Annotated in this window: 27 protein-coding genes and 1 pseudogene; 14 read left to right on the plus strand and 14 right to left on the minus strand. The window is 57.8% G+C overall.

Features of this window, described 5'->3' with window-relative positions:
• Positions 1-395: 395 nt before the first annotated feature.
• Complete coding sequence (locus NKI46_RS09490) at positions 396-833, plus strand: Ros/MucR family transcriptional regulator (protein ID WP_352745895.1); 438 nt, start codon at positions 396-398, stop codon at positions 831-833.
• Between the two features lie 210 nt (positions 834-1043).
• Here NKI46_RS09490 and NKI46_RS09495 read toward each other — a convergent pair whose 3' ends face one another.
• The 3 genes from NKI46_RS09495 to NKI46_RS09505 form a co-directional block, all read right to left on the minus strand.
• Entirely contained in the window at positions 1044-1751 is a 708-nt protein-coding gene (locus NKI46_RS09495) for an outer membrane protein (protein ID WP_352746266.1), read from the minus strand.
• 157 nt (positions 1752-1908) lie between these two features.
• The gene (locus tag NKI46_RS09500; RefSeq protein WP_352745898.1) at positions 1909-2145 is read right to left on the minus strand and encodes a DUF768 domain-containing protein; all 237 of its coding nucleotides are present in this window, start codon (positions 2143-2145) and stop codon (positions 1909-1911) included.
• Positions 2142-2363, minus strand: a complete 222-nt coding sequence (locus tag NKI46_RS09505) for a DUF768 domain-containing protein (protein ID WP_352519240.1) — start codon at positions 2361-2363, stop codon at positions 2142-2144. The genes NKI46_RS09500 and NKI46_RS09505 overlap by 4 nt, the downstream gene beginning before the upstream one ends.
• Positions 2364-2761: 398 nt before the next feature.
• Here NKI46_RS09505 and NKI46_RS09510 point away from each other — a divergent pair, with 398 nt between their 5' ends.
• From NKI46_RS09510 to NKI46_RS09525, 4 genes are all read left to right on the plus strand, one after another.
• Positions 2762-2950 (plus strand): DUF3606 domain-containing protein, encoded by a 189-nt coding sequence (locus NKI46_RS09510; protein WP_023823908.1) that lies wholly within the window; start codon positions 2762-2764, stop codon positions 2948-2950.
• A 559-nt stretch (positions 2951-3509) separates the two neighbouring features.
• Positions 3510-3761 (plus strand): DUF982 domain-containing protein, encoded by a 252-nt coding sequence (locus NKI46_RS09515; protein ID WP_352746269.1) that lies wholly within the window; start codon positions 3510-3512, stop codon positions 3759-3761.
• 492 nt (positions 3762-4253) lie between these two features.
• Positions 4254-4457: a CsbD family protein gene (locus NKI46_RS09520; protein ID WP_023673385.1), complete on the plus strand. Its 204-nt coding sequence runs from the start codon at positions 4254-4256 to the stop codon at positions 4455-4457.
• Positions 4458-4850: 393 nt separating this feature from the next.
• Positions 4851-5147, plus strand: coding sequence for a helix-turn-helix domain-containing protein (locus NKI46_RS09525; protein WP_352745901.1), 297 nt, complete (start codon positions 4851-4853; stop codon positions 5145-5147).
• Between the two features lie 497 nt (positions 5148-5644).
• Here the strand turns inward: NKI46_RS09525 and NKI46_RS09530 are convergent, their stop codons facing one another.
• Together NKI46_RS09530 and NKI46_RS09535 are read right to left on the minus strand one after the other, a co-directional pair.
• A complete protein-coding gene (locus NKI46_RS09530; RefSeq protein ID WP_352745903.1) occupies positions 5645-5773 on the minus strand; it encodes a hypothetical protein in 129 nt (42 codons plus the stop codon).
• 1025 nt (positions 5774-6798) lie between these two features.
• The gene (locus tag NKI46_RS09535) at positions 6799-6921 is read right to left on the minus strand and encodes a hypothetical protein (protein ID WP_352745906.1); all 123 of its coding nucleotides are present in this window, start codon (positions 6919-6921) and stop codon (positions 6799-6801) included.
• A 180-nt stretch (positions 6922-7101) separates the two neighbouring features.
• On the opposite strand from NKI46_RS09535, the gene NKI46_RS09540 reads away from it, so the two are divergent.
• Genes NKI46_RS09540 through NKI46_RS09550 form a run of 3 tightly spaced genes read left to right on the plus strand, consistent with a single transcriptional unit; the run spans position 7102 to position 8265 of the window.
• On the plus strand, positions 7102-7305 hold the full coding sequence (locus NKI46_RS09540; RefSeq protein WP_352745909.1) for a hypothetical protein: 204 nt from the start codon (positions 7102-7104) through the stop codon (positions 7303-7305).
• Between the two features lie 50 nt (positions 7306-7355).
• Positions 7356-7547, plus strand: coding sequence for a DNA ligase-like domain-containing protein (locus tag NKI46_RS09545; protein WP_352745912.1), 192 nt, complete (start codon positions 7356-7358; stop codon positions 7545-7547).
• A gap of 10 nt (positions 7548-7557) precedes the next feature.
• Positions 7558-8265 carry a phosphatase PAP2 family protein gene (locus NKI46_RS09550; RefSeq protein ID WP_352745914.1) on the plus strand — a complete coding sequence of 236 codons (708 nt, stop codon included), beginning with the start codon at positions 7558-7560 and terminating at the stop codon, positions 8263-8265.
• Positions 8266-8271: 6 nt separating this feature from the next.
• On the opposite strand, the gene NKI46_RS09555 is transcribed toward NKI46_RS09550, so the two are convergent.
• Complete coding sequence (locus NKI46_RS09555) at positions 8272-8754, minus strand: DUF2127 domain-containing protein (protein WP_352745916.1); 483 nt, start codon at positions 8752-8754, stop codon at positions 8272-8274.
• Between the two features lie 42 nt (positions 8755-8796).
• On the opposite strand from NKI46_RS09555, the gene NKI46_RS09560 reads away from it, so the two are divergent.
• On the plus strand, positions 8797-9339 hold the full coding sequence (locus NKI46_RS09560; RefSeq protein ID WP_352745918.1) for a phosphatase PAP2 family protein: 543 nt from the start codon (positions 8797-8799) through the stop codon (positions 9337-9339).
• A gap of 886 nt (positions 9340-10225) precedes the next feature.
• On the opposite strand, the gene NKI46_RS09565 is transcribed toward NKI46_RS09560, so the two are convergent.
• The 4 genes from NKI46_RS09565 to NKI46_RS09580 all read right to left on the minus strand — a co-directional run bounded on the left by NKI46_RS09565 (position 10226) and on the right by NKI46_RS09580 (position 11785).
• On the minus strand, positions 10226-10435 hold the full coding sequence (locus tag NKI46_RS09565; RefSeq protein WP_352745921.1) for a hypothetical protein: 210 nt from the start codon (positions 10433-10435) through the stop codon (positions 10226-10228).
• 267 nt (positions 10436-10702) lie between these two features.
• Positions 10703-11242, minus strand: coding sequence for an outer membrane protein (locus tag NKI46_RS09570; RefSeq protein ID WP_352745923.1), 540 nt, complete (start codon positions 11240-11242; stop codon positions 10703-10705).
• Positions 11170-11391: a hypothetical protein gene (locus tag NKI46_RS09575; protein WP_352745926.1), complete on the minus strand. Its 222-nt coding sequence runs from the start codon at positions 11389-11391 to the stop codon at positions 11170-11172. The genes NKI46_RS09570 and NKI46_RS09575 overlap by 73 nt, the downstream gene beginning before the upstream one ends.
• Before the next feature lie 112 nt (positions 11392-11503).
• A complete protein-coding gene (locus tag NKI46_RS09580) occupies positions 11504-11785 on the minus strand; it encodes a hypothetical protein (RefSeq protein WP_352745928.1) in 282 nt (93 codons plus the stop codon).
• Between the two features lie 89 nt (positions 11786-11874).
• On the opposite strand from NKI46_RS09580, the gene NKI46_RS09585 reads away from it, so the two are divergent.
• A complete protein-coding gene (locus NKI46_RS09585; protein ID WP_352745930.1) occupies positions 11875-12186 on the plus strand; it encodes a hypothetical protein in 312 nt (103 codons plus the stop codon).
• Positions 12187-12435: 249 nt separating this feature from the next.
• Here NKI46_RS09585 and NKI46_RS09590 read toward each other — a convergent pair whose 3' ends face one another.
• Positions 12436-12795, minus strand: coding sequence for an ArsR/SmtB family transcription factor (locus tag NKI46_RS09590; RefSeq protein ID WP_352745933.1), 360 nt, complete (start codon positions 12793-12795; stop codon positions 12436-12438).
• Between the two features lie 129 nt (positions 12796-12924).
• Here NKI46_RS09590 and NKI46_RS09595 point away from each other — a divergent pair, with 129 nt between their 5' ends.
• Complete coding sequence (locus tag NKI46_RS09595; protein WP_352745935.1) at positions 12925-13068, plus strand: hypothetical protein; 144 nt, start codon at positions 12925-12927, stop codon at positions 13066-13068.
• Here NKI46_RS09595 and NKI46_RS09600 read toward each other — a convergent pair.
• On the minus strand, positions 13035-13811 hold the full coding sequence (locus NKI46_RS09600; RefSeq protein ID WP_352745938.1) for a class I SAM-dependent DNA methyltransferase: 777 nt from the start codon (positions 13809-13811) through the stop codon (positions 13035-13037). The genes NKI46_RS09595 and NKI46_RS09600 overlap by 34 nt on opposite strands.
• 67 nt (positions 13812-13878) lie before the next feature.
• Here NKI46_RS09600 and NKI46_RS09605 point away from each other — a divergent pair, with 67 nt between their 5' ends.
• Together NKI46_RS09605 and NKI46_RS09610 are read left to right on the plus strand one after the other, a co-directional pair.
• The gene (locus tag NKI46_RS09605) at positions 13879-14283 is read left to right on the plus strand and encodes a hypothetical protein (protein WP_352745941.1); all 405 of its coding nucleotides are present in this window, start codon (positions 13879-13881) and stop codon (positions 14281-14283) included.
• 1059 nt (positions 14284-15342) lie between these two features.
• Entirely contained in the window at positions 15343-15708 is a 366-nt protein-coding gene (locus NKI46_RS09610) for a response regulator (RefSeq protein WP_352745943.1), read from the plus strand.
• A 753-nt stretch (positions 15709-16461) separates the two neighbouring features.
• Here NKI46_RS09610 and NKI46_RS09615 read toward each other — a convergent pair.
• Positions 16462-17067: a hypothetical protein gene (locus NKI46_RS09615; RefSeq protein ID WP_352745945.1), complete on the minus strand. Its 606-nt coding sequence runs from the start codon at positions 17065-17067 to the stop codon at positions 16462-16464.
• Positions 17068-17388: 321 nt separating this feature from the next.
• On the minus strand, positions 17389-17796 hold the full coding sequence (locus NKI46_RS09620) for a hypothetical protein (RefSeq protein WP_352745947.1): 408 nt from the start codon (positions 17794-17796) through the stop codon (positions 17389-17391).
• Positions 17797-17954: 158 nt separating this feature from the next.
• Here NKI46_RS09620 and NKI46_RS09625 point away from each other — a divergent pair.
• Positions 17955-18185 (plus strand): annotated as a pseudogene (locus NKI46_RS09625) (transposase); the annotation flags it as partial.
• Positions 18186-18491 lie beyond the last annotated feature (306 nt).

The following is an 18491-nucleotide window of genomic DNA, read 5'->3' on the forward strand; positions in this document are numbered from 1 at the left end:
TTGGGCGTGAGGTGAACACGAGCGCCGTCAACAAGTTGCCCAACGACCATCCCGGCCTGGTCGGGCCGATCAACCCCCTATGAGCGACGAACCGAGCCGGCTTGCCGAAGGCATGACAGCGGCTCCGCGCGATCGACGGCGGGTCGACAATCATGCGTGCGAGCACCCGGGCTGCGGTGAGGATGGAGGCTTCGGCTTCGCCCGACCGAGGCAGCTATCGCACTGGTTCTGCCTGAAGCACCGCGACGAGGGCGAGCGATACCTATAAGCGCATCAATATCGCTATTTCATACGGTGACCAAGCGTGGAATGTGGCCACTTCACCGCAGGCACATGTGAGCTTGCGCACGTAGAGTTGGTTCATTAGAGAGGTCTCAAAGACAAGGGACCAACACATGACTGACGAAGACAACCATGCTGTCGAACTGGCGGAACTTACAGCGGACGTCGTTTCCGCGTACGTAGCCAAGAACCCACTACCGGTTGCCAACTTGCCCGACCTGATTGCATCTGTGCACGCTTCATTGTCAGCTTTGAGCAGCCAGATCGCACCGGCTTCGAAAGAGCTTGTGCCTGCAGCAAATCCAAAAAAGTCTGTATTCCCGGATTACATCATCAGCCTGGAAGACGGCCGGAAATTCCAGTCTATGAAACGCCACCTTGGCCTACTTGGCATGACTCCCGACGAATACCGTGAGAAGTGGGGCTTGTCTCGCGATTACCCGATGGTCGCGCCGAACTACGCCGCGAAGCGATCGGCCCTTGCGAAGGCGTCTGGTCTAGGTCGGAAGGCTGAGGTTAAGGCGCCGGTGAATCGGGCGAAGAAGGCGTAGTCCGAACCCCACCTGACGCAACGTCAAGAATCAGCTATCGATAGAGTTGCGGCGGACCTGATTTTACCGCCCGGCCGGCGCTGATCAGGCAATGCTCCCATTGCGGCGCCGGCCATCTTCATGCAGATGCCACGGTCCCCCGAATTAACGGTGCACAAAGAAAAGCCCGTCGCGGCAAGCGGCAGGCTTTTCTATTGGGAATTGCGAGGACTAGAATTTGTAGGCGATGCCGAGGTGAACTTCGTTGGTCTTTAGATCAACAGACGAATTGGACGGCGCACCAAACGATTTTGAACCGAAATCAGTATAGCGGTACTCGGCGCGCAGCAGCAGATTGTCAGTCATGGCATAATCCAAGCCCGCGCCTATCGTCCATCCTGTGAACGTATCTCCGAACGAACCTGGACCGTTATTATTGTTTATGTCGATGTCGCCAAACGCAACGCCACCCGCGATATAAGGAAGAAAGCGATCAGCTGCATATCCTAGGCGAAGTCTTGCCGCCCCACTCCAATTGAGTTCTTCGGTGACGCTGGCGCCCGGAATTGGAAAACCAGGAGCGGCGAATACTTGGCCGCTGCCATCAACATTCGCATAGACGACGTCCAGTTCCGCACCAATCACGATGTTGTTCGACATCTGATAGTTGTAACCGGCGTAGACGCCTCCAAGGAACCCATCAGGGTCTGTGTCTACAAAGCCCGGTCCACCGATTTGGTCAACGCGACCATCACCCCAAGCGTAGCCTGCCTGAAGGCCGACATACCCCCCTGTCCAGCTAAAGACCGGCGCGGCTTCTGCAACGATGGCATCGGCAGCAAAGGCTGACGACGTCAGCAACGACAATGACAAAGCGAAAAGCAGCTTCTTCGTATGTGATCTCCAATAACTGCCTTTTTGGTAGCAGAGCGCGCCGATTGATGCAGTTGTTTTCTGCCACAGTTGGCGCAATTCAAAGCGCCGCCTGCACTCGCATGAGGCCCTTATCTGCCACCGGCGGCGATCGGATCGCCCCTCCCCCACGATGGGCAGCTGCTCGGCTATCCCTTGTCCAAAAGGTTCAGGCCGCGAACACTCATTCTGGTTGCCCAGAACCAGAATTAACATCGAGGAGGGTACGATAAAGGCGGTCGACCTCCTTGTCGTCGAACGCCTCGGTCAGCTCGCTTTCCGCAATCCCCTCAGCCTCCGCGTCGGCGATTAGCCGCTTTGCGAGCTGCTCGATCTCCGCTCGCTCTTTCGGCGCACCGGCGTCGGATAGATCGTGTTTTTTTATCCATTGGTTCAAGAATAGGACGGCCGGCTTGCTCATTCGGGAACACCTGGGGCAAAGTGCACGACGGCATCGACCAGCGTCCGATATAGGCTATCAACCTCTTCGTCGATCTCTTCGCGCTTGATCGTCAAGGCTTTAGCGTCGGCATACAATTTGTGCATGTACTCACTTACCGAAACGGCGTCGGTCTTAGCCGTTTCGGGGAGATTGTTGCCGATCCAGCGATCGAGAAAGTTGACGCCGCGTGTGCTCATGAAGCCTAAGCTCGATCCAGCGCTTAGGTTCCAGTAGGGCGCTCGACGGCGGCTTCGTCGACCTCGGCTTCCATTTCGTCGTTGACAGTCTTGGTCTTGCCGAAGGCGGCCACCGGCTCACCGTCAAAGCCCCGAGCAGATCATGGCCGTTCAGGAACAGAAGATCGAACGCGACCAGATAGATATCCGGTGAAGGCCGACGCAGCCCAATCACCGCCTGCATCGCGTGAAAGTCCGACAGGCCGGCATCGTTGATCATGATCGCTTCACCTTCGAGGATAAAGTTTTCGGCGTCGATCGATAAGCTTAAGCTAAAATGGTTCCGAAACCGGAAATCGGCTTTTGGTGCAACAAAACACGTCAATTCGACGTTGCGGGATGAGCGAAGGAGGAAAAATATGGCCGATGACAAGAGCAAGCGGGATTTTCGCGATCGGGACCGTGTCTCAGCCGACGAGGATTATGAAGTTGAATATTTCGCAACAAAGACCGGCATCACACCCCAGCAGGTCAAAGAGCTGATCGCGAAGCACGGCAACCAACGCGAGACGTTGGAGCGGGAAGCCAAGGCGCTGCGGAAACAATGACCAGGCTATCTGATCTCGGCAGGCCACTGATCGGGCACCGACATGAAGGCCCGCCCGCGAGCGAACTCGCGCATTTCCTCCCTTGCCCTGTTTGCGGGCAACAGATCGACATGCGCGATTTTCGCCAGGTCACTTATCATGCCGATCCGGAGCACGAGCCGCTCCAACTGGACGCGTAGGACGCAAAAAGCTCGACTGCTGAATCGAGTTTAATCCATGTTTGGCGAAACGTAGCGGGGCTGCACCGGCCATTCCTACGGCTGGGTAGGGTGTTCGTGCTCGGCAATCTTTTTCAACAGCTTCCGTGAAGCCTCTAGTACGCGGCGTGTCTCTTGGATGCTCGATTGTAGGGATTCCAGTTGGCAATTTAGAAAGCCGTTCACCATGACTGGGTCATCCCAACCCGTCGTTCAATTGGCTTGTGCTGAAATGGGGCAAAAATCAAATAGGTATGGAAACCAAAAAGCTCTTGTTGCGTTCGGCGCACTAAAAGGTCGGGAGGCTGTGCCCCATGGGCACCTTTTTACCGCTGTTCGTTAAGCTGGTAGACCGGAAATCAATGACGGTTTCCTCTATTTGTGAGGCCGAGGAAGCGCTCCAGGGGCAGTGGCCAATAGGGGGTGCGGCGGCCTATAGGGATGCGCGCCGATTGATCGGGGAGGCCAAGGATGGAAGCTGCAGTCCGGCCGTAGCATTTGCGGCGTTCAAGGCCGCCGCTATCGACCAGCACTTGCTGCAGCCCGAGTCCGGCGCTCGGCATGTTCGACAACGTGACATAAACCATCGCGATGATGAAGCCGATGTCCCCTAGCGTCAAATAGGGACCGACACAGGGAGTCTCGCTTTGTCGCGCGACGGTGGGCTCGCATGGCTGCTGCCATCGTCGCAACGATCGACCAAATGCAATTGCGCGTGATGATGAAACCGCCTTCCCCATGCATCAAGTCCTAGACACCCCTGACGACCGGCTGTTTTGCCTTGCGCAACGCTTTCGGCTGGCAAATTCATCAACCGGCTATCCGCAGCAGCAGTGCGACACCGACCCCATAAGGCATGAACACAGCCGCCAACGCGGCCCAAATGCCCGGATCGGCGAGCACGTGCATTTCCTTGTGAAGCTGTTCCATAGGACCCAACGGCAAAAGGCCGGCTGTGTTCCCAAAACGGCAAAGGCCGGCGCACACAAGCGGTCGACGGGCATCAGGTTCCATTGCTAAATCACCAGCAAGTGCGCTTACCTGCAGCGGAACCTGACGGCCACTACGACCGTTATTCGAGAGGAAAACGAAAGGAGATCGCCATCATGGACTGGAACCGCGTCGAAGGAAATTGGAAGCAGTTCAAAGGTAAGGTCAAGGAGCAGTGGGGCAAGCTCACCGATGATGATCTTGACCGCATAGCCGGCAACCGCGATCAGCTCGAAGGTACGATCCAGGAACGCTACGGGATTGAGAAGGATCGCGTGCGGCGAGACGTCGACGACTGGTATGGTCGACAAGACTCGTAGGATACCACAGTTGAGCCTGTTCAAATAAAGGGCGCGTCACGAACCGCGCCCTTTTCGCGTTTTTCGCATCCGCGTGCCGTTCCGCTCGGCCTTGAACAAGCGATTTTTGGGAACGTGTCGGCTTCCAGGCGCGTTGATCTCCACAATGGAGATTGTAGCAATGTCCATCCACAAAGAAGACTATCGAACGAACAGGGCTGACTACCTGATAGCGAAAAGGCCAGATCTGGTTGAGAAGACCAAGCCGAAAAAGAAGATATTGCGGCGTGACGATCAGCGTTCCGCAAAGTTATTGGAAAACCCACCCGCGTTATCCGAGAAGCCGGCCTCACGCCGTTAGAAATCGCAGAAGGTCAAGAGGAACATTTTAGCGATATTGAATGTTCGACTGTTATGGACAGCCGAACCACCGTACTCTCAGCAGATCAATCCAGAGCCGCACGAGCCCTATTGAACTGGTCGCGTGTGCGACTTGCCGCGAAGGCCAGCCTTAGCGAAATGGCGATCAGCGATCTTGAGAACGGATTCAGGAAATCGCGTCCCCACAACATCGCGGCCATCCGCAAAGCGTTTGAAGACGCCGGAATTGTCTTCACCGTTGAAGGCACTCCATCGCTAGCCCGCTCAGAAGGTGGTAGCGGCCTCGCCGCCGATAATAGACAGTGGCGTCGCCGGGAGAAAAAAGAATAAGGGGAAAAGCCCGTGTACCCTCCTCTGCAACCGTTCTCTAAGCGGCCGCTAACAAGGGCGGTTGTTCATTGACTTTGTGCTGGCGCGCACCTTTCTAAGGTGCCGGTCGAATATGGCCAGCTTCTCTTCGTAGCCGATCCGCACTCTGGACCTGCAGCTATCGCAGTTGAAACCGGCAATCGTTTTCAGCCAGGAACCCCTTCTCACCATTGGGCACGAACAGCAGGGGCATTGGAATTCTATAGGTACGTCGCGCAGTTCATTTGATAGAGGCACTGTGCAAGTTCTCCTCAGCGGCACGGCCACTGCAACAAAGTAGAAGGAGAAATGTTTCGCGGCTCGGACATTTACGCGCGGGAATCAGACCTAAGTCCAAATGCTGAGGGGGGCAGGCAAGCTGTTCCTGGCGCTCGATCCCGGTTAGTCGCCGTGGCCTCACCATACTCAGCCGTAGCTCAAAGGCTCGTATCACCGGCCAGAAGGCGCGACCGGTTAAGTTAAAGCCGCACGAACTTGTCGAGATATTGATCGGACCTGTCACACGCATCGACGGCGACAAGGTAATCGTCAGCCTCCGGCCATTGGTGACTGTCGACGCCGAGCACGTGCGCCTGGTCGAAAGCCATGTGGCGCTTCCGCGCGGGCGAAAAAAGCCGCTTGTGGGCAAAGCTTAACTTCGCTGCCGACCCCGGGACCAGGCCACTGAAACTTTCTCCTTCACATCGGCTCTGGTCGCCTCCCGCTAGCTGCCGGCGCGTTGCGATACCGGCACAGTAGACGGGCCGGCATCTTCCCAACTTTGCGCCATGTCGCCGCGATCACGTTGACGAAGGCGCTTCAGCACTTCGCGTGAGGCTTGGATCGCCCTGCGCGATTCATCCATGTTCCTCCATGGACTTCTGCCACTTCAGCAAGGTGGCCGTAGTCGCAGTGGCCGCTTGAGGGATATCTTTGGGCGTTGCAACCATCGCATCCTCCCAAAAGGCAATGGTAAACGCCATCTTTATAGGCCCGCCGAAACCCTTTCTCCAATCAAAATCGACCGTACGGATTCATACGCAAAATGGCTATTTCTCGACGGCCGGTTGGTCGACCTCGGCTTCCATCTCGTCGTTGACGGTCTGAGTGGTTCCCCTACTGCCTGGTAGGGTCCGGTTCCTGGCAGCGTTCCTTCGTTCTTCAAGGAAAAGCTTAGTGTGCTCGTCCCACTCATTCTCCCGGAACTAAGTTGGCTTGCCGGGTTGAGCCTTCAAGATGGCATTGCGAGATAATTTGCTCGGTTGCTAATATGCCTGTATCTTAAGCAGCGCGGGGGGCCTCATATCTTCCCGCAGTGGCCGGTGCGGTTAAGCCCCCACAAGCAAGCCCAACTGCACCGGCCATTCCCTACGGATGGGGAGGGTGTTCGTGCTCGGCAACCTTTTTCAAGAGCTTCCGCGACGCCTCTATGACGCGGCGCGTTTCGGCCATGGTCGATTGTAGCGTGTCCAGTTCGTTCTCCGCTCGGCGCTGATTACGGCGAGCGCTTCCGACAAACTGGTGGTCAGGTTCCCACCGTTCTTTCATCGGGCTTAGCCTCTCTTACAGGCGAACGAACTTGTCGAGATGCAGGCGTATACGCTGGCCCTCCGCAAAGGACAGCGCGAACGATTCAAGCTCGAATGAGCAGGGTAATTTCCTGGTCTTCCTCGGCCACCCGAACGGACCATTCGCCGCAGGTTTCCGTCACTTCGACGCAACGCAAGGCCTTGCGGAAAGGAACCACGTTATCCATCACAGCCTCCCTACGAAAAGCAATGGTAACGTCGAGTTCTATACGCCCGCCGAAAACGGGCTTTCAACAAGAAAAGACGGTCCCGGAATCATACCATGTGCCAGCCAGTGGTCAGCGGGCCCTATTTGAAGCCTGCTAACAATCGCCCTATCTGCCTTGTCGCAAAGCATCGGGAGTGGCATGGCCGAAATAATTACCGCCGCACAAATGGCGAACGCTGTCGGGATTGACCCGGAGACGTTTCGCGAGGCTTTGCGCGATTCAGACTTCCCGTGGCACAATCCCCCTGACGACTGGACGGTGGAAATTGACAGCCGCCAGCATGAGGCAATGCGCACGGTGCTGCTGATAGTTCTCCTGAAGCGAAAAAGATCCACCGGATAAGTTTCCCTTCAGCCGCCCGTGCGATAGCAGTTTCGGAACCATTTTAGCTAATGCTGATTGAATCGCGGTCCCGTGAGTCAGTTCATGCGTTTAGCGTCATCCCGCCGATGAAACCAAAGCTTGTCGATAGTCCGCCGCTCGGCGATGGCTGGACCCATGAGATCAAGCTAGACGGCTACCGAACACAAATCATCATCGAAGCCGGCGAGGTCCGCGCCTACTGCGGCGCCGATTACAAGTGACGAGGCCACAATGGAAACCGAGGTACCTTCCAGCTCCGGCGGCGTTCTCCAAGGCTTTCGCAGGGATGGTATGTGGCCCATCCTCGCGCTGCTTGTGGCCGGGGGCCTTGTCTTCGGCTTTGGCGCCCTTGCGGAGGAAGTCATTGAGGGCGACACAACGGGTTTCGATCGGGCGGTGCTTATGGCGTTCCGCAGCGCCGATGACCCCACAAACCCGATCGGCCCACCTTGGCTGGAGGAAATGGGGCGCGACGTTACATCTCTTGGCAGCTTCGCTTTCCTGGGCTTCGTGTCGGTCGCCGCAGTGGGCTATCTACTGATTACGGGAAAGCGGAGCTACGCTGTGCTTGTTGCCGCCGCAGTAGCTGGGGGAGAGGCCATTAGCACCCTCCTGAAGATCGCCTTCGATCGCCCAAGGCCCGACCTTATACACGCCACAAGGGTCTTTACAGCAAGCTTTCCAAGCGGACACGCCATGCTTTCCGCTGTCACTTTCCTGACCCTTGGAGCGTTGCTGGCCAAGGCGAACCCCGATCCCCGCGTCAAAGCGTATTTCGTCTCGCTCGCGGTGTTTCTGACGGTCATAGTCGGATTGAGCCGGGTCTATCTCGGCGTCCACTACCCCACCGACATTCTTGCAGGTTGGTGCGTCGGTTCCGCCTGGGCCATTCTGTGCTGGTCTGCGGTCCAGCGGATTGAACGGAGCCGAGGCGGGTAATGATCGCTATGCGGGCTTGTGCTGCCGCATTACCGTCCATTCATGCCAGATCAGAACCATGACGACCGCATCGAAGACGGTCAAGACGAGCAGGCCCGCAGAGTGGGTGTAGGAATAGCGGTAGACTTGGTAGGCCATGAATGCGCCCAGCGCGGCGAGGGAGGCCGGATACGACCACAACTTGCCCCGCAGAAGCCCGACGACCAGGAGCAGCTTTATCAGGCCGTGGGAGAGCAGGTAGAAGGCGTAGAACTCCTTACTGGCGACGGAAAAATGGCTTGCCATCTGCGACAGATAGCCAGCTATGAAATCCTTCGGATCTTCGGTCAATTCCTCTTGGGTGAAGGCATTGACCCAAGAGGCAATGGTGTCTCTGGTAACGAGATAAAGCAGGACCCCGCCAAGGCATTCAATCAGGGCGTGCGCACCCTTGAGCCAGACGCTGACTTCAAAAATCTGATGGATGCGGCGTTCGTCGACTGCTTTCACAAATTCCACCCTCGCGATCGACAACAACGGAAGCAAGCAAGAATGGATGCAACTCTCACCCACTGGATCAACGCGGCAGCCGGGCTTCACCCGGTTCTTGATAGGGCAATGATCGGCGTCTCACAGATGGGCGTTCCGCTGATGGTGCTGGCTGTGGTTCTGCAATGGTGGGCCAAAGTGGACCGCTACCACGTCCGTCACGCCGCCCTGTCGGCCGGTCTGGCGTTCTTGCTCGGTCTGGCGGTCAACCAGTTCATTCTTTTGTTCGTACATCGCATCCGCCCCTACGACGCCGGCGTGACGCACCTGTTGATTGCGCCTAGCGCGGACTGGTCGTTCCCGTCCGACCACGCAACCGCGACCATAGCGATCGTTGCGGCCTTCGCGATGCAAGCTCTGCCACGCCGGACTGCAGCATTTGCCGTTCTGGCATTTCTGGTTTGCTGGTCGAGAGTTTACATTGGCACCCACTACCTTACCGACGTCATTGGCGGTGCCATCACCGGCGTCATGGGTGCCGTTTTGGTGCGCTTGGCCTACCGCAAGAACTCCCGGTTGGATAATATCGTGACCAAAATCCTGTAGGCCGATCCGCTCCGGACATCCACACGAACCAGGCTAGACGATGGGGAAGAGGGCGGCGGTCAGGCACGGCGGCCCGCTGACGGGGAGCCAGCAGGCTTCTGGTGCAGGGCGCTCGTTGGATTAGAGCGGCTCAGGCGGCAAGACAACAACACTAGGCGACCCTCCCGCCGTCACCGCGCTGAGACGCCCCCGTTTGGTCAGTACTGGCTTCGTGTATTCTTTTTTCACAGCAGTCCTCTCTAGTGTGAATTTAGGCAAAGCGCATTACGTCCAAAAGGTGTCAATCAGCCCGCCTCTTGTCAATTCAGAAGGTGCCCGCCGCCCTAGCGGCGCCGGCAGCCCACAGAGACAGTCACCGCAAGCCTCAGCTGCCATGGAACAATCAGACTCAGAGCGAGTTTGGAGTGACGATGAACAGCAATTACGCTTTGGAATCATCGGTTTGTATCGAAATGGCACGGTCGCTCCGCTCATGTCTGGCGGAAGAGCGGGCGTACATGCATCATCTCCGGGAGGAACTCGCCTCCGTTCGGAGTGATTGTGCTCACTCCCGCCAGGAACGCATCATATCCGAGCGCGTCAGGCCAACGGGCTTTGTGATGGGATGGCCCGCGCCTGGTTCCGAAGCTGCGCGGGCCGACCATGATGAGTGAGGGGACATCTTGGTCACCGGCGCGGACCGCTGAAGAACGAGCCGGGTGTGACCGAACAGCCTCGGAGCGGGGATGTCCCCGGCTGACGCATCTTCGATGACACATCGCCAACGCCCTCAAGCAGCCCCGCCAGGACGTTGGCGCCCTGTTCGCGCCTTCGCCCTCGATCTTGCCAGCAAGCTGTTCCTTGGCCCTCACCATCAGCCTTGGTGCCTTGGAATGGCGCTGACTCGTTAGCTGCCCTTGCCATAGGCGCTCGGGCTCGTGTCCGGCGAGTAGATCAGCCCGACTTTGTTGCTGCCGCACTTGGCGCATTTCAGCTTGGGAATGAGGTCATCGGTCATGGCCGGCGCCTCTTGGCTGAAACGGTCGCGGAGCTTCACCAGTTCAAGCTCCCTGCTTATGATGGCACGCTGGGTGTGGCAGTACGCCGTGACCGTCATCTTTTTGTCGACCAGCGATTGGAACGTCCAGCCTTTTCCCATCCGGCCGATATAGAGCCAAGGCAGTCAATCCGCCAAGCTGGACGCACCAAGGAGCTCGGAATGTGGCGTTAACAGAACTTATGTTGCCACGGGGCCCGGGGAGGATGGACCGCCAGCGATCACAGCCGACAGTTTACCGCGCTTCGCCAACGTTGGCTTCAAATAGATTTTCTTCACCAAGGTTTTCTCCTTCAAAATAAACCGACGACAGAAAGGCGTAGAGCCTCAGAAATGATAGTTGATGCCTACGCGGACCGTGTCGAAATCGATATTGTCGGTCGATGGGACAGAAGAAGGCGTGTTGAACTCGGGAGTGCCCAGGTCGACGTGCATATACTCAGCCTTGAACGACAGCTGCTGGTTCAGCGCCCATTCAAGTCCTGCGCCGGCCGCCCAGCCCCACCTGGTCTCGTCATAGCCGCATGTTGGCGTAAAGCCGCAGGCTCCCAGGTCAGCCGTGCCCTTGACCTTACCGACAGCAAAGCCGCCCGTGAGATATGGAAGGAAATTCTCGAACGCATAGCCAACGCGCACGCGGCCCGTCCCGTACCAGTCGACATCGGCTGTACAGCCTTCATTGCCGCATGGCGGCACAAACGGAACCTCAAGGGCGCTGCCGTGAATATTGGCGTACGACACGTCGCCCTCAACGCCGAACACGATCTGGCCCCGCTGCCAATTGTACCCTGCGGTCAGGCCGCCAATGAAGCCATCCGAATCAACATCGACACCGGGGGGCCGAAATCGTAGTGATCGCTGTTCCAACCATATCCGGCTACGGCGCCAATATAGGCTCCTGACCAGTTGATGGCGCTGCTTTCAGATGGAACGATGGCCATCGGGTCTGCGGCAAATGCCGCTCCGGCCAGCATCGTCAAAATACATGCAATTGCAATTGAAAGGCTGCGCATCATCGTCCCCACATTAACCGGATCTAATATGTACCAGAGTTCGACAAATTTACTGTCTCATTCGTGCAACACTTGAGCCTTGGTTCGTTGCGGTTCCCGAAACCGAAATCGGCCGCTATCGGCTCGCCTCCACGCGGGGCGCAAAGAAGCAGCGGATAGTCGTATTCGGGGGCGACGTGCAGATGTGATACTGGCTGTCTTCGCTCTCTAAAACGCGCTTCTTAGAGATGAAATATCGGCTCTTGGACCCAGTGCGGATGTTGAAATCGCCGCCCGGCAAAGGCTCGACATAGCGCGAGCTGATGACCCTACAATCCTTCTTGTCGCAGCATTCATAACCGGTGACCGGATCATGGTAGCCGGTATACCAGTTATGAGCGACGGCGAGCGCGATCAAGAAGAGCTTCATCTATCTGACACTTTGCGCCTCCGGTTGCATATTAGCAATCTCTTGACTAACAGGCCGCCAGCTCCAGAATCCCTCTTATGGCTCGGGGAATAGGCATTGGCGACGAGGTGGCGAAAACGGCCACGGTGCGCAGGCGGGTCGACGAGGACCACGTCAGCGTCAGCATACCCAGCTACAACTTCCCGCATTCGATCGTCGATCGCACGACGAAGGTGAAGCGCGGGCAGCAGATCGAACTCGTCGGCAACGTCACCTATGTCGACGAGGAAGGCGGCAAGTTGACAATTATCCTAGGACCGCCGGTCACGGTCGACATCGACAAGGTCAGGCTGGTGCAGGCCTACGTGCCGCCGAAGCGCAAGAAGCCGCTGCGCGACATGGTCGACTAGCGCCAGTGAACTGGGCGAACTATTTGCGCGCAAAAGCATAGGCGGCGGGCTTTTTGTCTGTCCGGGGAACAGGCCTCGGGCGCGTGAGTTGAGTGGTTGCAGCGTGTCCCGCTGCCAACCGATGTCGACGGTTGAGGCCCGCGCTCCGCTTTACAGGCTGACGCGGGCCGCCCGTGTCCCGTGAGGTCCATCGAACCTTAGCGATCCACTTGGTTCGGGTCGCCCCGTTTAGGTCGTAGATTTGCCTTCTCAGGCCATTCGCACCCTGCGAAGTCTTTGGGCAGCGTAGTGCGGACCTGGCCCCGCGAGCGGTCGACCGGTCGTCAGGAAGCCGTCCAGCGTAGCTAGCAAATCGCGCGCTGCGCCGGATGAGCAGTAGTAGTAGATTACTTGACCCTCGCGTCGGGTGTCGACAAGGCCGAAGGCGCGGAGCTTGGCAAGATGCTGCGACAAAGCCGACTGGCTGAGTTGAACTTTCTCGGCGAGGACACCGACCGAAAGTTCGCCCCCGGCCAGGTGGTTCATGATCAAAAGCCGCTTCTCATTTCCCATCAAGTTGAGAAAGGCGGAGACGGTTTTGGCACTGGCGGCAAGTTTTCTTGAAACCATCGAATCAGACTAAGGTCCTACCCAAGATAGAACTTAAGTCTGCAGCAACGCGGAATCAAACCCTCGGTTCCGCCAAAAAGAAGCAAATGCCTATTGATCCTCGCCCTCGCGGAAATCCTGCAGCGATGCATGCCGCAGGTCATCCTCGCCGCGCAAGTGCGCGGCCATCTAGCCGGCGAGATCGTTTGGCACCGCATCCGCGGGGCCGCGATCCTGGTGGAGGCAACCGGGATCAGCGACTATTGCTTTCTGGCGACCACCAAGAAATTTTGAGCAAAGCGCGCCGGGACACCGGCTCTCCTGCTTAGCGTCTCAACAGGTCCGACCAACTTTTCGCAAAGCTTTGGTAGCAGCCACCCGGGCCGTGGCAAGAAGCCGTAGCCGATGACCCGCTCGACTGCAAAGCCGTTGGCAACCAGCAACTGGCGATATGCGTGGATGCTCAACGTACTTCGCACGACGCGCCCACTACATCGGTTGAGAAAGCGGCAGACCAGCCCCATCGGCGAGGTTGCGGTCATGTGGATGTTCGAGACCAGCAACCCGCCGTCCTTCAAATGCTCACGAATGGCCGAAAGTGCGGCCTGCCTAAGAGAGTCTTCTGCGTTTAAGAAGAATCGGAAAGCCGTCACCACGTCGAATCGTCTGGCCAGGGGTTCAACAGTCAGATCGGCTTTAACCAGCTTAACGTTGCCAGCAACATGCGCGCAAGCGAGCATGGATTGAGAGACATCGACGCCGACGACCTCGCCAAACTGTGTGGCTGCTACATTTGTGACGCGGCCTGTGCCGCATGCGAAGTCGAGGCAGCTAAGGCCCGGCCCGCCAAGAGGCTTCAGAATGCTTTCGATGAGGGGGCGTTCGACGCGCAACCACAACGCGGCATAATAGCCGGAGCGGAAAGTTTTGAGGTAGTCGGTCCCGTAGCCTGTGGTCTGATGGCTCGATCGGTAATCGGTATAAGCGCTTCTTTCAAATGACTGCTCGGCCAAAACATGACCGTGAGGATCGCCCATCGCGGCCTCCTTTCTGGATGTGCGCGAAATAGATTTCAATTTTCCTAAACAAGCTTCGTGCGTTCGCATGACCCAAAAGCGCGAAGGCGAAGTTTTCAATACGACGAGCGAGCCGCCAAATATTTTAGCGGAACCTAATGTGGCGTTCAAAGTTAGGGCGGCCGTCGCAGAGGATTCCGCCGTGAAAAATGAAATTACCGAGGTTGCAAGATGGGCGGAGGCAAAACTAGTGGACTCCCCTCTGCTTGCCACCGATATCGCAGAACCGCGCCGGCGCCAGGTGGCTCCAGATAATGATAACACGTTCGAGCCTAGATGCTTCTGGCCGATCGTTGAGATGCCCGAAACCGAGAACATGGTTGCACCTCGTCACCTTGGTGATCCGGCCATGATCATCATGTCGATTTATCTATCGTTTTGTCTCGTAGCGCAGGCTCTGCTGATCCTGCTGCTGCTTTTCCCAAACCCCTAAGGCTGCTGGGCCGCTGGGGGGCTGCGGCTACTTGCCGACGATGCAATCCACCAACGCAGCCTCGATCCGCTCGCACCCGGTGAAATCGCGCACCAAGCTCGTAGCCAGTCCCGCCGTTGACACTGAGGCGCTCCGGTTTCCTCACTAGGCATCGGAATGCTGAGCGGAGAACGTCGGCTTGGAGCGCGGAGACGGCAACGGTAGCCGGATTGGCCTCTTCCCAACTTTGCGCCATGTCGTTGCGATGACGTTGACGAAGGCGCTTCAGCAGTTCGCGAGAGGCTCGGATGGCCCGGCGCGACTGATCCATGTCACGGCGAAATGTGGCGGGTTCCGCCATGGACTTCTGCCACATCAGCAAGCTGGCCGCAGTCGCAGTGGCCGCTTGAGCGATATCTTTGGGCGTTGCAACCATCGCATCCTCCCAATAAGGCAATGGTAAACGCCATCTTTATAGGCCCGCCGAACCCTTTCTCCAATCAAAAACGACCGTACGGATTCATACGGCAATGGCTATTCGTCGGCTTCCTCGAGCTTGGCTTCCGTCGTTGACGGTCTGAGTGAATCCCCTACTGCCTGGTAGTGTCCGGTTCCTGGCAGCGTTCCCTTCGTTCTTCAAGGAAAAGCTTGGTGTGCTCGTCCACGCAAGAGGCGTTGTCCCGCGCTCTTGAACGAACTTTTCAAACTCCTTGCGCAGGTCGGCAAGGTCCAAAGCCCAAAGATGCTCAATGCTACCGGGGTTGGACATCGGGTTACCAATTCCGCCCATTCTCTCGGAACTAAGTTGGCTTCGCGTTTGAGCCTTCAAGATGGCATTGCGAGATAATTTGCTCGGTTGCTGATACGCCTATATCTTAGGCGGCGTGGGGGGCCTCATATCTTCCCGCAGTGGCCGGTGCGGTTAAGCCCCCACAAGCTGCCCAACTGCACCGGCCATTCCCTACGGCAGGGTAGCGCACGCCCGCATTGAGCGAGGATTGCAGCGGCGTACCACAACCATCTGCTGGAACTAACGCGCGCGTTGTGCGTACGACGCTGGATTTAGGCGTGCATTCCGGGATGGAAAACAGTTTGGTTCTGGTCGCAGAAGACGAGCCACTTATTTTGCTCGACCTTGAAACGACCTTGGAAGAGGCTGGCTTTCGGGTTGTAGCCGTTCCCACCGCCGAAGCGGCCATTGAGGCGTTTAACGAGAAGCCGGAAAGCTTCAGCAGCCTGGTTACAGACGTGCGACTAGGATCGGGGAAAACCGGATGGGAGCTAGCCAAGTATCTTAGAGGCACCAACCCCACTTCCCCTGGGGTTTATATCGGCGGGGATAGCGCGGTTCACTGGGGCGTTGAGGGTGTTCCGGAAAGCATCATGATCTCGAAGCCGTTCGCCCTGCCTGAGATCATCACGGCCTTGTCAACGCTGCTTAATTAGCAACGTCCGGCTCCGCTTGCGGATGGATCGGTTTAGCTCCTATTTGAGCTTAGGTTGTCAACGACATAATCGACGGCAAACCAGGCGCAAACCGGGCTTTAGCAAACATTTGTAACGGGGCACAAGATGGCCCTGACGAACGAGGCGGAAGCCTTGCCGCCTCGCAACCATTGACCAGATGCAATTGCGCGTGATGAAAAACCCCGTCCCCAGTATCAAACAGAGGCCGACACTCGGCGCCCTGATGGGGCACGAAGGCGGGCGAATGGCTAACTTGTCATGCCACCTCAGTCAGGCGAACCCTCCAGGGAACCTACCGTGAGATAGCCTTCGCTTCAGGTCGTCGGCATTCAGGATGGCTGCCAGCTCTTCGGCATACTCCATATCGGGAAGGTCGACAGATGGGTGGCCGCTACGATAGCCGGCAGCCCGGTGAACACGTCGAACACCGTCAACGTCCCACCCGGTTCCCGCCTTACGTCGTACCGGTGTTGCCATGCAGGGTTTATAAAGTCGACCATTAGGCGTTGGGAATATTTGGTTCACGGAGGCTCGGAATGCAGAGCGCTGATTGATGGCGCGGGCCCGACCGTTTTGCCGACCGGCCGGCAGCGGAACCGGGTACCGCACCAGATCGCTGCACCGAACCAACTTGGCAGGTTGCGCGTGGTTCCCCGGACAAATGAAAAGCCCGCTGGCTCACGCCGGCGGACTTCTACGCCCGACCACATCGCAAAGCTGCGACGGTTTCTCTTAACGCCGCGAGATCAGCAGGCAGAGCTCCCGGAGGTCCTTGTCATAAGAGCCAGAACCGCTCAGCACATCGACACAGCGCTTCTTCATGCGTGCAATCTGACTCTTGGACATGTCGGCAACAACACCCGGCAGGCTTGGAGTGCCGGGAGTCGCCGGAGTGCCCGGGGTCCCTGGCGTTCCAGGCACACCGCCAATCCCGACACCCGCGCCAACGCCGACACCAGTCGTGCCCCCGACGGTCGCGCCGAGACCGGCTGTCACGCCGCCGGCACCGCCGATATTTGCCCCGGCACCAGCCGCAATCCCATTGCTGCCCCCTACTGTGGCGCCAGCGCCGGCTTTGACACCGCCGGTGCCGCCAATCGATGCGCCGAGCCCAGCGTTCACGCCGCCGGAGCCGCCGACCGAAGCACCCGCACCCGCCCGAACGCCGCCGCTACCGCCTATAGACGCGCCAGCGCCAGCGTTAACACCGCCGGCGCCGCCGACAGATGCTCCGGCACCAACGCCAATGCCGCCGCCGGCGCCGGCAGGCAACGCAAGGGCTATTAACACTGCACCGCCGGCCAAAACACGGGCGAAGTGCGCTAGAACCTTTACCATGAAACTCTCCTTGGTTGTCGAACTCTGCAGCCGAAATAGTTTGGCTGTTGACAGCATCTACGCATAGAACAGAAAGCGGTTGCCTAGCTTTAGGAAAACTCGCCGAACATGCCTTTCAATATCAACCGAACTTAGATGCAATTAGAATTTAACTGTAAAAAACTAGGACTCATTTATTGCACGAACGAAGAGGTTTGGCATTTAACTTCAAGCAGGGTGAGTTTGATGGCACCGGGCTCCGGCCAAAACACAAAAAAAAGCCCGCCACTCTAAGGCAGCGGGCCAGTAATTCTAGGCGGGATCAGCCACCTTCCCGTTCATTCATGTTCTGCCGCTTTCCACAGACCCAACCGCAGCTTCTAAGGCTTCGACCGGCAGGAACGACCAAAGCAGCGCGTCATCGCCATATTTGCCTGTGGCGAATTCCATCAAAAACTCGGCCCTGACGCGATGCGCTTCCATTGTGGTGCAACGATAGGCGCAGACGGCGTTAAGTGCGGAGCGTTCTGCATCGGACGCCTCGTTGCGTTCGTTGATCGCCTGTTCTAGCCCGACAGCGCTACGCCGTGCGCGCTCTTCCTTGATCAACCTCTTTAAGGTTCGCAGATCGGCTCGCTCGGCCTTGCGGAGCGCGACGGCCGACTGCTTACCTAGATCGGGCGCCACCTTGGCGAGTGCCATCAGCTTCTGTTGCTGCTCGGCATAACGGCTTTTGACGTCATCGCCCAAATCGGCCTCGACTTCATCGAGATCCCCGTAGCGCGCAGCGTTCGCGACTGCCCTCCGCCAATGGACAAGGGAATGAATAGTTCGGCCGTGTTTTGCAGATAGGCGTCTTCTAGTTCGGTGGCCCCATCGACCGCGGCAATGAAGCGGCTGTAGGCAGTATGCTTTGCCGCGGCGGCGGCATCGCTCCGGACGGAAGCCGCTGGATATCTTCTCGGTCGGCCTTCCTGCTTCCGGTACGCCTACTCGGCAAGCTGTTCCGACGGCTCTTCCTCACCCGGCTGGCCGCGCTGCACGACGCAGGACGGCTCTTCTTCGGATCGATGGCGCACCTGTCCGCGCGGCAGGCATTCGTGCGGCACCTGTCGCCGGTCCGCAAGAAGCGCTGGGTTGAGCGAAAATCCGAGTTAGATGTTGTTGTATTTCGTGAGATTGGGTGAGTGCGGGCTGCTTCCGCAGTCGGCCTCGGTTTGCGTTACGTCAAGCTCTGCAAATGGAGCGACCATTGCGCTGGCGACATTGGACATCGATCGTCGGGGCGCGAGACCATTTCAAGGCTGACACCGTACCTACCGACAGGGCAAAATCGCCACTATCTGGCCACTGAGGTGCTCTTGATGCCCGGCTAGGGACGGAGGCGCCTTCTTGCTATAACTATAGCACTCAGTGCCTTCGACAGGCTGACTGTCGTCAGCGTC

It is taken from the genome of Mesorhizobium sp. M0615, assembly GCF_040320805.1.
Taxonomy (GTDB): domain Bacteria; phylum Pseudomonadota; class Alphaproteobacteria; order Rhizobiales; family Rhizobiaceae; genus Mesorhizobium.